The organism is Advenella sp. S44 (genome assembly GCF_002810445.1).
Taxonomy (GTDB): Bacteria; Pseudomonadota; Gammaproteobacteria; order Burkholderiales; family Burkholderiaceae_B; genus Advenella.
The window spans coordinates 395,546-410,096 of sequence record NZ_NEXS01000009.1 but is presented as its reverse complement, the minus strand read 5'-3'; the positions used below and the strand labels follow the sequence as shown (position 1 = coordinate 410,096).

15 protein-coding genes are annotated in these 14,551 nt (G+C 54.0%); 10 read left to right on the top strand and 5 right to left on the bottom strand.

The features are described from left to right. Nucleotides 1–149 precede the first annotated feature (149 nt). Genes modA through CAP48_RS15685 form a run of 4 tightly spaced genes read left to right on the top strand, consistent with a single transcriptional unit; the run spans nt 150 to nt 3,222 of the window. Nucleotides 150–923, top strand: coding sequence for a molybdate ABC transporter substrate-binding protein (modA, locus tag CAP48_RS15700; protein ID WP_100698358.1), 774 nt, complete (start codon nt 150–152; stop codon nt 921–923). 12 nt (nt 924–935) lie between these two features. Continuing rightward, nucleotides 936–1,607, top strand: coding sequence for a molybdate ABC transporter permease subunit (gene modB, locus CAP48_RS15695; protein WP_100698356.1), 672 nt, complete (start codon nt 936–938; stop codon nt 1,605–1,607). After that, nucleotides 1,604–2,356, top strand: a complete 753-nt coding sequence (locus CAP48_RS15690; protein ID WP_100698354.1) for a sulfate/molybdate ABC transporter ATP-binding protein — start codon at nt 1,604–1,606, stop codon at nt 2,354–2,356. The genes modB and CAP48_RS15690 overlap by 4 nt, the downstream gene beginning before the upstream one ends. Beyond that, entirely contained in the window at nt 2,353–3,222 is an 870-nt protein-coding gene (locus CAP48_RS15685) for a TOBE domain-containing protein (protein WP_100698352.1), read from the top strand. The genes CAP48_RS15690 and CAP48_RS15685 overlap by 4 nt, the downstream gene beginning before the upstream one ends. Before the next feature lie 99 nt (nt 3,223–3,321). Here the strand turns inward: CAP48_RS15685 and CAP48_RS15680 are convergent, their stop codons facing one another. Further along, nucleotides 3,322–4,494: a VWA domain-containing protein gene (locus CAP48_RS15680; RefSeq protein WP_100698350.1), complete on the bottom strand. Its 1,173-nt coding sequence runs from the start codon at nt 4,492–4,494 to the stop codon at nt 3,322–3,324. A gap of 35 nt (nt 4,495–4,529) precedes the next feature. Further along, nucleotides 4,530–5,402 (bottom strand): MoxR family ATPase, encoded by an 873-nt coding sequence (locus CAP48_RS15675; protein ID WP_100698348.1) that lies wholly within the window; start codon nt 5,400–5,402, stop codon nt 4,530–4,532. 163 nt (nt 5,403–5,565) lie between these two features. Here CAP48_RS15675 and CAP48_RS15670 point away from each other — a divergent pair, with 163 nt between their 5' ends. Next, entirely contained in the window at nt 5,566–5,919 is a 354-nt protein-coding gene (locus CAP48_RS15670; protein ID WP_100698346.1) for a cytochrome C, read from the top strand. A 13-nt stretch (nt 5,920–5,932) separates the two neighbouring features. Next, on the top strand, nt 5,933–6,301 hold the full coding sequence (locus CAP48_RS15665) for a c-type cytochrome (protein WP_100698344.1): 369 nt from the start codon (nt 5,933–5,935) through the stop codon (nt 6,299–6,301). A gap of 327 nt (nt 6,302–6,628) precedes the next feature. Here CAP48_RS15665 and CAP48_RS15660 read toward each other — a convergent pair whose 3' ends face one another. Beyond that, nucleotides 6,629–7,057, bottom strand: a complete 429-nt coding sequence (locus CAP48_RS15660; RefSeq protein ID WP_100698695.1) for a DUF1841 family protein — start codon at nt 7,055–7,057, stop codon at nt 6,629–6,631. Nucleotides 7,058–7,361: 304 nt separating this feature from the next. On the opposite strand from CAP48_RS15660, the gene icd reads away from it, so the two are divergent. Next, nucleotides 7,362–8,618 (top strand): NADP-dependent isocitrate dehydrogenase, encoded by a 1,257-nt coding sequence (gene icd, locus CAP48_RS15655; RefSeq protein WP_100698342.1) that lies wholly within the window; start codon nt 7,362–7,364, stop codon nt 8,616–8,618. 402 nt (nt 8,619–9,020) lie between these two features. Here the strand turns inward: icd and CAP48_RS15650 are convergent, their stop codons facing one another. After that, a complete protein-coding gene (locus CAP48_RS15650; protein WP_100698340.1) occupies nt 9,021–9,725 on the bottom strand; it encodes a GntR family transcriptional regulator in 705 nt (234 codons plus the stop codon). Nucleotides 9,726–9,857: 132 nt separating this feature from the next. Between CAP48_RS15650 and tcuA the strand changes: the two genes are divergently transcribed. From tcuA to CAP48_RS15635, 3 genes are all read left to right on the top strand, one after another. Next, nucleotides 9,858–11,252, top strand: coding sequence for an FAD-dependent tricarballylate dehydrogenase TcuA (tcuA, locus tag CAP48_RS15645; RefSeq protein WP_100698338.1), 1,395 nt, complete (start codon nt 9,858–9,860; stop codon nt 11,250–11,252). Beyond that, complete coding sequence (tcuB, locus tag CAP48_RS15640; RefSeq protein WP_100698337.1) at nt 11,239–12,333, top strand: tricarballylate utilization 4Fe-4S protein TcuB; 1,095 nt, start codon at nt 11,239–11,241, stop codon at nt 12,331–12,333. Before tcuA ends, tcuB begins: the two co-directional genes overlap by 14 nt. 133 nt (nt 12,334–12,466) lie before the next feature. Beyond that, nucleotides 12,467–13,495 (top strand): rhodanese-related sulfurtransferase, encoded by a 1,029-nt coding sequence (locus CAP48_RS15635; RefSeq protein ID WP_100698335.1) that lies wholly within the window; start codon nt 12,467–12,469, stop codon nt 13,493–13,495. A 307-nt stretch (nt 13,496–13,802) separates the two neighbouring features. Here the strand turns inward: CAP48_RS15635 and CAP48_RS15630 are convergent, their stop codons facing one another. Continuing rightward, nucleotides 13,803–14,534 (bottom strand): Smr/MutS family protein, encoded by a 732-nt coding sequence (locus CAP48_RS15630; protein ID WP_161495279.1) that lies wholly within the window; start codon nt 14,532–14,534, stop codon nt 13,803–13,805. Nucleotides 14,535–14,551: the final 17 nt, after the last annotated feature.

The following is a 14,551-nucleotide window of genomic DNA, read 5'->3' as shown; positions in this document are numbered from 1 at the left end:
GTCATGAAAAATCGGTGGATGTACAACCGGCGAATGGGTGCTTTGGATAATTTCGATATATAATCGACTATATATCGCTTCCTGCCAGTGGCCACAAATGGTCCCGCGCCCGGAAGAGCCCTTTTCCACATCCCGTTTTGCAGGAAGTCATGAAACAAGCAATTACTCGCAGTTCTTATCTGACGCATGCCATCGTTGGTGTCGTTTTCTCTGTGACATCTGTGGCGGCGAGCGCAGCTACGCTCACCGTGTCGGCCGCCGCCAGCCTGACCAATGTCTTTAAGGAGGTGGCAACGGCATACACCCAGGCGCATCCTGACACTCACATTCAATATAACTTTGCTGCCTCGGGGGCGCTGGTGCAGCAGATTCGGCACGGCGCGCCGGTGGACGTATTTGCTTCAGCAGATCAGAAAAGCATGAATGACGCCGCAGGGGAGGGGTTGCTTGATGAGGCAACAAGGAAGAATTTCGTTCGTAATGAAGTCGTGCTGATCGTGCCGTCTTCTGCCGCTGGGGCCGTTAAGGATCTGCAAAGCCTGGATGCTGCGGCTGTCGGCAAGATTGCCGTGGGCAATGTCGCGAGCGTGCCGGTTGGGCGCTATACCAAAGAGGGCCTGGAAAAAAGCGGCCAGTGGGAAAAGCTGGCGCCAAAATTCATTTTTGCTGAAAACGTACGCCAGGTGCTCGATTATGTCTCCCGGGGTGAAGTGCAGGCCGGATTTGTCTATGCGACCGATGCGGCGGTGCGTGCTGACAAGGTGCGCGTGGTACAGGCGTTGCCCATTGATACGGTCGTCAATTACCCCGTTGCTGTCATCAAGTCTTCGGCCAACGCAGCGCAGGCCCATTCGTTTGTAAAATTTCTTGAGTCAGACCAGGCGCAGGCAATTTTTGCCCGGGCCGGATTCAAAAAGCCCTGACGCCGACATCGTATGGAACCCGTCTGGATTCCCTTGCTCATATCCCTGAAGGTCGCCGGCTGTGCCATCCTGATTAATCTCGTGCTGGGTATTGGCACGGGCTGGTTGCTGGCGCGCCGTTCTTTTCCGGGCCGAGACCTGCTCGATACCGTGTTGACCCTGCCCATGGTGCTGCCGCCAACCATTCTTGGATATTATCTGATTGTGCTCCTGGGCCGCCATGGCTGGTTGGGGCGCTATCTGGATCAATGGTTTGGCGTCCAAATGATCTTTACCTGGCAGGGCGCCGTGGTGGCAGCGGCCGTGGTGTCTTTCCCGCTGGTGTTCAAACCGGCGCGGGCTGCCTTCGAGAGTATTGACAGCAATTATGAAGATGCAGCCAGGGTACTTGGGCTGAATGAGATTGCGCTTTTTTTGCGTGTCACCTTGCCGCTGGCTTGGCGCGGGATTCTTGCCGGTTTGCTGCTGGCTTTTGCGCGTGCATTGGGTGAATTTGGCGCTACACTCATGATTGCCGGCAACATTCCGGGAAAAACCCAGACACTGTCCATCGCGGTCTACGAAGCCGTGCAGGCAGGGGCCGATGCGCAGGCCACTTTCATTGTGCTGGTAATATCCATTGTATGCACCATTATTCTGTTTTCTGCCCGTTACTTGGCGCCGCGCCGACTGGAGCCGCAATGAAAGATGCCTTGTCCGACCCGGCAGGGGATCGGCAACGTGACGATTCTGCCATAAGCGAACCCATCACGCCGTTTCAGCTTGAAGTGTCAATTCGCCGTCAATTGCCAGATCGGCGCCATGGTTTTACCCTGGATGTGGAATTTTCGGCAAGCGCCTCGCGCATTGTGATCCAGGGGCCGTCTGGTGCCGGCAAAAGCATGACATTGCGCGCCCTGGCGGGTTTGGTAACACCGGACAATGGCCGTGTGCTCCTGAACCAGGATGTCTTGTTCGATTCGGCCGCTGGCATCGCAAAAACGCCGCGCGAGCGTCACGTATCTTACCTTTTCCAGGATTATGCGCTGTTTCCCCATCTGACAGTCAGGCAGAACGTGGCTTTTAGCCTTGGCCGAGGTCTGTTCAATCCGGCACGCAATGCCTGGCGCGAAGAAACGGACCAATGGCTGGAGAAAATGCATATGCAAGCCTATGCGGATCGTTATCCGAACCAACTTTCGGGCGGGCAAAAGCAAAGGGTGGCGCTGGCGCGGGCGCTTGCCAGTCGTCCGCGCCTGCTGCTGCTTGATGAGCCCTTTGCTGCACTGGACACCGATCTGCGGCAGCATTTGCGTCACGAGATCAGCCAGTTGCAAACACAACTGCAATTTCCGCTCATTCTGGTGACTCACGACCCGGCCGATGTGGCCGTTTTTGGCGACTTGGTATTGCATGCCCAAAACGGCAGTATTCGCAAGCAGGAGAGCAAATGACACGCCGCAAAGCATCTGTCACAGACGCTTCCCATGTCCCGTCATCTGAAGCGGTATCGTTGTCGGGATCGAACATGCCTGGCGGGCTTGCTAAGCCACGATTGAATGTGCGTACCGAAATTGGTTTCGGGCTGGAGCAGCACGAACTGGCAGACGAACGTGATCTGCAATTGCTTGGGCACGTCCATCGCCTGGGTTCTATTACCCGTGCCGCCCAAGCGGCGGGCGTAACATACAAAACGGCCTGGGATCGGTTGCGCAATCTGCAGACACGCCTTGGCCTTGCGGTTGTGATTGCCGACAAGGGTGGGCGAGGGGGTGGCCGAACACGACTGAGTGAGAAGGGGCAGGCGCTACTACAGTATTACGAACAGCTGCGCCGGCAACAGGATCACGCCGTTGAGCCGGCGATCGAGCTTGATGCCGTCGCTGGCATCCCGGCGCGTCCCTTGCCTTTGCGAAAAACCAGCGCACGCAATCACTTACAGGGTGTGGTGGCGGGCATTGAACGCGCAGGCATTCGTGATGTCGTCCGAGTCAGGTTGCACGATTCGCTGGATGTGAGCGTCAATATTACACACGCCAGTACGCTGTCGCTGGGGTTGAAAAAAGGTGTGTCCGTATATTTGTTGATCAAGGCGCCGGCAATCCGGTTTGCCGGGCAGCAGCAGTTGCCGTCAAATATTTTTTCCGGACGCGTGTGCAGCATGCGGCGGATGCAAAATCAGTATGAACTTGAAGTACAGATCGCGCCCGAGGTCCTTCTCATCACCTTTGTCGCCCAGGACCAGGCGCAGCCCTTGCACAAGGGCGATCCGGTCTCGGTGTATATTGATCCCGATACGGTTATCCTGGGCGTCGATTGACCGGACGCATTGGACCGGCAAGTTATCCGGCATGAAAGATCCCGCAACAAGGCAACGCTTTGTGCCAGCCTCTTATTTTATATTTTCTATTAAGAAATATTACTTCGACAATTGCCGCATGGCCGCTTCAATGCCCGTCATGGTGACCGGGTACATGTAGTTCTGCATGATATTGCGAATGACATCAATTGATTGCCGGTACTGCCAGTAGCCCTGGGGTTCAGGATTGAGCCACACTGATTTGGGCCAGGCCTCAAGAATGCGGGCCAGCCAGACGGCGCCGGCTTCCTTGTTGTAATGCTCTACAGAGCCGCCTGGATGAACGATCTCATAGGGACTCATGGTTGCATCGCCCACCAGAATCACACGCCAGCTGCTGTTATAGGTTCGCAGCAGTTGCCAGGTATCCGTATATACGCGGCGGCCAGCGGTGTCATAGCGCCAGAAACGCTCGTAGGGACAGTTGTGAAAATACCAGACCTCAAGGTTGCGAAATTCACTGCGCGATGCCGAAAACAGTTCCTCGACGCGTGCAATATGATCGTCCATGCTGCCTCCGACATCCAGCAGCATCAGCACGTTGACGGCATTGTGTCGCTCCGGCACCATTTTGACGTCCAGAAAACCGGCGTTGCGTGCCGTGCTGCGAATCGTGTCGTCCAGATCCAGCTCTTCTGCCGCCCCTTCGCGGGCAAAGCGTCGCAATCGGCGCAGGGCCACTTTGAAGTTGCGCGTCCCCAGTTCCTGCTGGTCGTCATATTCTTTAAAGCGGCGTTCTTCCCATACCTTCACGGCGGTCCGGTTGCCAGCTGAAGGGCCGCCAACCCGAATCCCTTCGGGATGATAGCCGCTATTGCCAAACGGCGATGTGCCGCCGGTTCCAACCCATTTGCTGCCGCCGGCATGGCGTTCTTTCTGCTCATTGAGGCGTTCCTTGAACATCTCCATGAGCTTGTCCCAGCCGTGTTTTTCCAGCGCGGCTTTTTCTTCAGGCGTCAGGTTCTTCTGCAGTTGGCTGATCAGCCAGTCCAGCGGAATATCGGGGCCGGCGGGCAGGGTAGCCGGCAGCTTTTTGACAAACAGAGCGAAGGCCTGGTCGAAACGGTCAAAAAGCGTTTCGTCCTTGACCAGTGTCAGACGGGCAAGATGGTAGAAGTCATCCAGCGAGGGCGGCATGACGCGCTCGCGCAGCACTTCCAGCAGGGTCAGGTATTCCTTGACCGATACCGGTATTTTGTGATTTTTCAGGTGATAGAAAAAATCGATAAACATAGTATGCGTGTCACCCCGAAACGGACGCGAAAAATTTAGCGGCGTGTCTGGCGGGCCAGGCCCGAGAGCCGTTCCAGCAGGCTGATATCTTGCTCGTTCTTGAGCAGGGCGCCAGCCATGACGGGAACGGAAGTCGCCGCGTGGGCATCGATGCGCGCGGCATCAATATCTTCGGCCAGCAGCAGCGACAGCCAGTCCAGGAATTCTGATGTTGAGGGTTTTTTCTTCAGGCCGGGCGCATCGCGCAACATAAAGAAGTGATCCATTGCCGCGCGCAGAATATCGGTTTTGACTTCCGGATAATGTACCTTGACGATCTCGCGCAGCGTTTCGCGGTCAGGAAACTGGATGTAATGGAAGAAGCAGCGGCGTAAAAAGGCGTCGGGCAACTCCTTTTCGTTATTGGAGGTAATTATGACCAGCGGGCGATGTTGCGCACGAATCATCTGGCCGGTTTCATAAACATGAAATTCCATCTGGTCCAGTTCGCGCAGCAGATCGTTGGGGAACTCAATATCGGCCTTGTCGATCTCATCGATCAGCACGACGGTGGGCACATCGGATGCAAAGGCCTGCCACAGGACACCTTTACGAATGTAATTGGCAATATCGCGAACCCGTTCATCGCCAAGCTGCGAATCGCGCAGCCGCGAGACGGCGTCGTATTCATATAGCCCCTGGTGAGCCTTGGTTGTGGATTTCACGTGCCATTGCAGCAGGGGGCGGTCCAACGCGGCAGCCACTTCTTGGGCCAGCATGGTTTTACCGGTGCCTGGCTCGCCCTTGATCAGCAAAGGGCGCTGCAGTGTAAGCGCCGCATTGACAGCCAGCTTGAGATCATCGGTAGCAACGTAACGGTCTGTGCCGCCAAAGCGGCTCGGATTAGGTATGGATTGGCTAGGTTTCATTTCAATTCTGCAACAAAATAAGGATCATTTCAGTACCTGATCCCCCATACTACCCTAATCTAGATCAATTATGTCGTACAATCTGAAGCTTTAAAGCTGATCCGATCCGCTGGCAGTCTCGCGGTACGTTCAATATCGAAATTCGCTAACAAAAGAGCAAAATATGAAGTTATCCGCTTTCAAGCGCTCAGTTGCTGCGCTCGCCATTGTGGTTCCCTGTGCCTTCTTTAGTCAGGCATTTGCCCAGCAGGCCGCTGCCCCCAAAGGGGACATTGAAGCCGCCAAAGGTAAAATCTCCATGTGTATTGGTTGTCACGCTATTCCAGAGTACCGTGCTAGCTTTCCCGAAGTATATCGGGTGCCCATGATTTCGGGCCAGAATGCGGACTACATTGTTGCTGCATTGAAAGAGTACAAAGCCGGTACCCGCACTTTCCCTTCCATGGTCGCTATCGCAAAAAGCCTGTCTGATCAGGATATGCTGGATATTGCAGCCTATTTCGCTCAAGTAAAATAATCCGGGAACTAGTATGAAACGCGTCTCTATTTTATTGTCAGGTGCCGTATGCGCACTCGTGGGTATGGCATCTGCCCAGGCTGCAGATTTGGCTGCAGGCAAGGCCGCTTTTGAGAAAAACGGTTGTGTGGCCTGTCATGGCGCCGCTGGCGACAAAACCATTGCACCCATGTATCCCATTCTCGCTGGCCAGCATGACGATTACCTGGTTCATGCGCTTACCGCCTATCAGCGCGGCGTGAGCAATGCGCCTAGTTCTGCCAATATTCGCAAGAACCCGATTATGGCAAATGAAATTAAGAAACTGGGCGCTGCCGATATCGTCAATATCTCAGCATGGCTTTCCGCTCAAAAGGGCCCGCTGTCTCACAATCGCCAGTGAAGCTCAAATCCGACTATCTCGGTCGAAATATGACCGTTGTCTCAAGATAGTCGAGAGGCGCTGGTCCAGAGCATGCAGATGCATCAGCGTCAGAAAAAACCGGAATACATTTATTCCGGTTTTTTTTGTCCTTACAGTTGTGATGCCGGCGCAGCCAGATCAATACTTTGCCGTGCTTTTGTGCTGTGCATGGTGCAGGCAACGAAATCGGAATTCCGCGGGTCGAGGCGGCCAACGCGGTTGCTTTCTCAGTATTGGTTGGTCCAGAATCGTCCTGACCGTTATGGTCTGCGCGTGCAGCCCGACTACCGCTTTTCTATCGTTCGCTCAATGTCGGGTTGAATGCTGGCGCAGCAGTTCCAGATAGTGATCCGTATCCAGCGGTTTGCCCAGTCGCTGCGATTCCCAAATTACCTGTCCCAGACATTCCATGATTTCGTGCATGGCATGATGCTCATCAGTCCGGGCGGCCAGTTGTTCATAAATTGCCCGGATGCCAGGAGGATTGTCAATGGACACTTGTTCGTTGATGGCCAGGTGCATGGACAGATGCAAAAACGGATTAACCTGCCCCTTTTCTACCGCGAATTCTTCCTGCGTAGCATTGGGGTTCTCCAGCGCGTCGTGGTACTCCGGATGTTGCAGTATCCAGGTCAGCGCCATGGATTCGATCGGCGTGAGAATTTTATTCTGGCGGTGCTTGGTCCAGGTATCGGTGAAAAACTGACGAACCTGGTCGCGGGAGGGATTGAACATAAAATTGGAAATAAATAGCGGGTCTAATAGAGCGGGTCTAATAGCGCCGAATGGCTTGCGACAGGTTGGGTTGGTCACAAGCGCCATGACGGGTATTACGGTAGACTTTATCATAACACGCATAACTGGTCGTTCGGACTGTCAGGCCTATTCCGAACGACCCCGCGCCGTCCTATTTTGTTCGAATATGCAGCGGTCTTACCGCAAATCAGCCATTTTTCAGTTAAACTAATATGTCTTATATAAGACTCGTTTTATCCAGCGATTGTCTTCCTGTTTTTTACTTGTGGGTTACGGAGCCAGTATGTCTTACCAGCACATCAAAGTCCCTTCATCGGGCGAAAAAATTACGGTCAACGCCGACTTTTCACTGAATGTCCCTGACCAGCCAATCATTCCATTTATCGAAGGCGACGGCACCGGCGCCGATATTACACCTGTAATGCTAAAGGTTGTGGACGCCGCCGTTGAAAAAGCATATGGCGGTAAACGTAAAATTCACTGGATGGAAATCTATGCTGGTGAAAAGTCCACAAAAGTCTATGGCTCTGATGTCTGGCTACCTGAAGAAACACTGGAAGTGGTCAAAGATTATGTTGTTTCCATCAAGGGCCCACTCACAACGCCAGTCGGCGGTGGTATCCGTTCGCTGAACGTAGCGCTGCGCCAGCAATTGGACCTGTATGTCTGCCTGCGCCCCGTACGTTACTTCAAGGGCGTGCCTTCACCTGTGCGTGAGCCGGAAAAAACCGACATGGTCATTTTCCGCGAAAATTCTGAAGACATCTATGCTGGTATCGAATTCGAAGCAGAGTCGGATCAGGCTAAGAAATTGATTGCTTTCCTGCAGAACGAACTGGGTGTTAACAAGATCCGTTTCCCACAAACGTCCGGTATTGGCGTCAAGCCCGTCTCACGCGAAGGCACCCAGCGTCTGGTTCGCAAGGCAATCCAGTACGCGATTGACAATGACAAGCCAAGTGTGACGATTGTTCACAAAGGCAATATCATGAAGTTCACCGAAGGTGGCTTCCGTGACTGGGCGTATGAGCTGGCACAGAAAGAATTCGGCGCCGAGCTGATTGACGGCGGTCCATGGAGCAAAATCAAAAATCCACGGACAGGCAAGGAAATCATTATTAAGGACTCTATTGCCGATGCGTTCCTGCAGCAAATTTTGTTGCGTCCGGCCGAGTACTCTGTGATTGCTACTCTGAATCTTAATGGCGACTATGTGTCTGACGCGCTGGCTGCTCAGGTTGGCGGTATTGGTATCGCTCCCGGCGCCAACCTGTCTGACTCTGTTGCGATGTTCGAAGCAACGCACGGTACCGCGCCTAAATATGCCGGCAAAGACTATGTGAACCCAGGTTCAGAGATCCTGTCTGCAGAAATGATGTTGCGTCACATGGGCTGGACTGAAGCGGCTGATCTGATCATCTCGTCAATGGAAAAATCCATTCTGTCCAAGAAAGTCACTTATGACTTTGCCCGTTTGCTCGAAGGCGCCACACAAGTGAGCTGCTCCGGCTTTGGTCAGGTCATGATCGAAAATATGTAATATCGGTTAACGAATTACGTTGTTTGCCAAACCCGCATGGTTCTTATCATGCGGGTTTTTGTTTTTTTATACACAAATCTCAGTCGATAGATTGCAACTACGCCGAGCCCATTTCGCTAAGCCATTCAGCTTTGCGTGCACGCCTGTGTTTCCCGGGGCCTGCGAACAGATTGCGGTTACTCGTTCAGAGGATCAATTGTGTGAATGGCAACGTCAGGCGTCTGCGGCGTGTGATTGACGCAAGCTTGCCGGGCCGGATCATCATTATTTTGTTCAATGTTAATAAGCCGCCTGCTGGATACACGCACGCGGCGAACAAGTCGTCCGCTGCCATAACGATCGGCTTACAACTGCAATAAAAATAGTTTTCTCATCAAATCATCGGGCGCGCTCGCGGACTGATTATTCGCGATCAAGCAGAAAGCGGCTGAGTCGCACTTTGTACGCTTCACTGATATGTCGGCTTGACACTTCCTGCGCTTTTTCCGGATCGCGTTGCTCCAGGGCATCGATAATTTGCGCATGCTCATCGCGTGCGGTCGAAGGCCGACCGCTCTCGGCTAGCGTGCTTTTGCCCAACAGCAGCATGGCGTTTTGCAACACTTGCAGAGTTTTGAGCAGATAACGGTTATGCGCACACTGATAAAGCGTCTGATGGAACAGCCGGTTGTTGTGGGACAGGGAGGCAGGATCGTCCAGTGTCTCGTCCCTGTCGATGATTTGTCTTAATACCGCAATTTCCACATCGGTGGCGTGGCGGGCAGCCAGTGCCGCGGCTGTACTTTCCAGAACCCGGCGCATCTCGTAAAGCTCTCCGACCATGTTCTGGTCCAGTTCGGTAATAACCAAACCTCGCTTGGGGTCGTTCGTTACCAGCCCCTCGGACATCAGGCGGTTCAGGGCTTCACGGATCGGGGTGCGACTCAAGCCGATATCGGCCGCCAGTTCTGTCTCGCGCAAGCGGGTACCCGGGGGCATGGAGCCATTCTCCAGCGACTGGACAATGTAGTTATAGGCCTGGTCACTCAGTGTGACACCACGATCATTGGCTTCTGTCTGGTCGGCATCGGTCCGGTTTGGGGTGGGAGTGGATTTCGGTTTTGCCATGGTGCGATTCCTTGTTTTTGGCACAGCATAACGCAATTGGGCAAGTTGCGGCAATTGTTGGTCCTTCAAGACACAACGATAAATAAATGTGTACAATAGAATACAATAGTATTTATTAAGAAGGTAGTTGGCATGAATGACACGTTGGCATGTGATGTTCTTGTTATCGGCGGTGGCAATGCGGCATTGTGTGCTGCGTTGTCGGCCGCCGAGCAGAAGGCATCGGTCATCCTGGTAGAAAGCGCGCCCCGCGCCTGGCGAGGGGGCAACAGCAGTCATACTCGCAACTTTCGCTGTATGCATAATGCGCCTACCGATGTCCTGACCGACAGCTATCCGGAAGACGAGTATTTCCAGGACGTGCTGCGCGTGACCGGTGGCGAAACCAATGAGGATATGGCGCGCTATGTGATCCGCGAAACCGAAGGGTGCACGCCCTGGATGAAGGCCAATGGTGTACGCTTTCAGCCCTCGCTTGGCGGAACACTGCATCTGGGGCGCACCAATGCTTTCTTCCTGGGGGGCGGCAAGGCGCTGGTAAACGCCTATTACAAGGCTGCAGAAAAGGCTGGGGTGCAAGTGTTGTACGAAACCGAAGCCAAACAGCTGAACTTTTCCGGCGGGAAATGCCATAGCGTGGATGTGCTCAGAAACGGCCAGACGCTGAGAATCGTGGGCAAGTCGGTCGTGATTGCGTCTGGCGGTTTCGAGTCCAATGTCGCCTGGCTGGAAGAAGCCTGGGGTCCGGCAGCTCGCAATTTCCTAATCCGCGGCACCCGCTATAACCAAGGCGTCATGCTGCGCGAGCTCATGCGCAACAAGGCCTGTATTATCGGCGACCCGACCCAGGGGCATGCCGTGGCCATTGATGCCCGGGCGCCCAAGTACGACGGAGGCATCGTCACGCGGGTAGATTGCGTCTCGTTGGGGATCGTGCTTAACAAGGAAGGGCGGCGCTTTTATGACGAAGGCGAAGACTTCTGGCCCAAGCGTTACGCCATCTGGGGACGTCTGGTTGCCCAGCAGCCCGATCAGGTTGCCTATTGCATTATCGACTCCAAAGCAATAGGCCGGTTTATGCCATCCGTATTCAAATCTATTTGTGCCGATTCTATTGAAGCGCTCGCACAACACCTGGGGCTGCCGGTGAAAACGGCTGTGGAAACGGTGGCTGCTTTTAATGCCGCGGTTGAACCCGGCCAATTCGATCACAGCGTGCTGGACGGTTGCCGCACGCATGGTCTGCAGCCGGATAAAACCAACTGGGCGCAAAAAATCGATACCGGGCCGTTTTATGCGTATCCGTTGGCCACCGGGATCACCTTCACCTATATGGGCGTAAAGGTGACGAAAAAGGCGCAGGTCATCATGGACGATGAAACGCTGGCGGACAACGTGTTCGCCGCCGGCGAAATCATGGCGGGAAATATTCTGAGCAAGGGTTACGTGGCTGGGTTTGGGATGGCCATCGGAACCGTATTTGGTCGTATTGCAGGCACGGAGGCAGCAAAGCATGCAGCAGCTTGAACAACTTATTGAAGACGCCCGCAATGCGGTCGGGATCTGTAACTCCTGTCGTTATTGCGAGGGCTTCTGTGCCGTTTTTCCTGCACTTGAGCAGCGGCTGGATTTTACCCGCGGCGATTTGCATTACCTGGCCAATCTATGCCACAACTGCAGTGAGTGTTATTACGCCTGCCAGTACGCGCCACCGCATGAATTCAATGTGAATCTGCCGGTGCAACTGGCAGCAGTACGCCAGACAACCTATCAGACGTATGCCTGGCCCGGCGCCATTGCCCGCGGGTTTGAAAAGAGCGGCCTGCTGGCCAGCCTGGGATTCCTTCTTGCGCTTGTTGTCCTGCTGGGCCTGGCGGCGCTGATTGGCGGCCCACCGATGAATGATCTGAATGGCCAGTTCTATGCCATTTTCCCGCATGGCGTGCTGGCCACCGTTTTCGGTCTGGCCGCGTTGTGGGTCATTTTCGCCATGGGCATGGGGTTTGGTAATTTCCTGCGCGATGTGGGCGAAAAACCGTCACTGTTGCTAACCTGGTCGCATGTTCGCCAAGGCTTGTCGGACGCGTTCAGCCTGAAGTATCTGCATGGCAATGTGAAGACCGGCTGCACGTACCCGGACGATAATATTTCGCCCTGGCGCCGTCGCTTTCATCACTTTACCTTTTATGGATTCATGTTGTGTTTTGCCGCTACCGTGTTTGGCACCATTTTTCATTATGCGTTCGGCTGGCAGGCACCCTATGCTTTTTTCAGTCTACCCAAGCTGACCGGTACCGTCGGCGGGATTTCGCTGGCCGTGGGTACGGCAGGGCAGTTCTGGCTCAAGCGCAAGACCGATCCTCAGATTCGCAATATCGCGCAAATGGGAATGGACTACGCCTTTATCGCCCAGCTTTTTCTGGCTGCGGTCACCGGCCTGGCGTTGATGGCGTTTCGGGAAACGGTCGCGCTGGCGCCGTTGCTGGTCGTCCATTTGGCTGTGATCCTGTCACTGTTTATCACTATGCCGTTTGGCAAGTTTGTGCACGGCTTGTACCGGACCGGCGCGCTCATTAAATATGCAAAAGAACAGCCGGCCACCCACTGAAGTCCCAAGGGTTTGATTTACAATAAGAAGTTAATTTTCAGGCAAGTTGCGAATTATCAAATAAACCGCTGTTCTGCTGCTGGCAGGACAGCTAAAATGTCTGGCTTGCTGTCCAACCCCCAATTTCAGTTCTATGTCTCATACCATTGCCGCGCTATACAAGTTTGTTGATCTTCCGGATTTTGAATCGCTCAAGGAGCCGCTGCAGGCGTTTTGCGAGCGCAATCACGTCAAGGGCACATTGTTGCTTGCCCGTGAGGGCATCAACGGCACGATTGCGGGCCCCAAAGAGGGGATTGACGCGGTTCTGGCTTATCTTCGCCAGGATCCCCGTATGGCGGATCTGGAGCATAAGGAATCCTGGTCTGACGAGCGTGATCCGTTTCACCGCATGCGCGTCAGGCTGAAAAAGGAAATCGTGACCATGGGGCAGCCCAATGTCAATACCAGCAACGCCGGTACATACGTTCCGCCGGAAAACTGGAATGATCTGATTTCCGATCCCGACGTTGTCCTGGTCGATACACGCAATGATTACGAAGTTGACATCGGTACTTTTAAAGGGGCCGTCAACCCCAACACGGTCACGTTCCGCGAATTTCCCGACTGGGTTCAAAGCCAGTCTGCTGAAGGTGGTTTGCTGGATAAAAACAGAACCCGTAAGGTTGCCATGTTTTGTACTGGCGGGATTCGCTGTGAGAAATCCACTGCCTATATGAAGTCGCTGGGTTTTGATGAGGTTTACCATCTGCAGGGCGGTATCCTGAAGTATCTCGAAACCATCCCTCCCGAAAAGAGCCTGTGGGAAGGGGAGTGTTTTGTCTTTGACGAACGGGTCTCCGTGGGCCATGGGCTCAAGCCCGGCGCGTATATTCAGTGCCGCGCCTGCCGTCACCCACTGAGCGAGCAGGATCGTGCCTCTGCCAAGTATATTCGCGGGGAAAGCTGCCCGCATTGCTGGGACGATAAGACCGAGGAGCAGCGCGAGCGTTTTCGTGAACGTCAGCGCCAGGTAGATCTGGCCAGGGCGCGACGCGAGGAACATATTGGTGCAGACATGCAAGAGCAGATTCGTCGCCGGCGTGCACTCAAGGAAGCCCGGAAAGAGCAGGCGCGCCAGCGTGCAAGGCAGAAACAGGCACAAAACAGTGCAGAAAAATAAAAAGGGAGTGCTAAAAACTAGTGCATTCCCTAAGTGTCATATATACGAATTAAGCGCATAATTTGTTTCATGCAGGTGAGGAGACAAACGCTCTGCATGAGCAGGCTTTACCACTTAATCAGAATTTTCAATTTCAGTTAAGTGTGTGCACAATAGCTGTACCTATAATAAAAATAAACGAAAGGCGGAAAGTCAATATAAATTGATTCCGCCTTTCTTTTTTTTGTCTGCATGAGTTGCAAGGATTGTGTCAGCAGCGCTCATATAACCGCACTCACGCAGCGCTTCACATTGCCTGAGCAGCGCATCATGCGTTTTCGGCTACCTTAAGCAGAACAATCTGGGCGCCGGCGCCGCCCATGTTGTCGGGCGCTGGCGCAAAAGCCATGACGGCATCCATATTTTTGAGCCAGGCCAGCACTTGGTCCCGTAGCACCGCCGTTCCTTGCGCTGAGCCATAGCCTTTTCCATGCACAATGCAAATGCAACGGACGCGGTGTTCCAGGCAGGAGTGAATAAACCGGTCAAAGCGTTCGGCTGCCTGAGTAGAATTGGCGCCATGCAGGTCCAATGTGGCAGCAACCGGCCATTGTCCTGCCAGGAGTTTCTTGATCAAGTCAACACTGTCAGACCGTTGTACATAGGCGCCCTCGGGCAGGTCCTTCTGTTGCCGACTTTTGCCGGGCGCAGGCATCGCTCTTTTTGCGGGGGTCTCTCGGGCAGGACGGGCAGGTTTATGCGGTTCCAACGCAGGCGCGCCTTCGGCCTGACGTCGTTTCGCGCGAAAATACTCATTGTTGCCGAAGTTGAGCGCCTGTCGCTCATAGCGATTGGCAGCGGGTAATGGCGTTACGGATTTGACCGTCTGCCTAAACAGTGCAATATCTTCCGGGGTAAAAACGGCAGATGTCGTGTCTACTGCCGTTTTTTTGCGCGCTTGTGCAGCCTGCTGTGCCTTGGCCTGACGGTTTTCCTCACGCGCTTTGGCCTTTTTCAACTGACGCAGGTCTTCGAGCTTGCCTTTGATGGTAGTAACCATAACGATTGTGGCCCGCA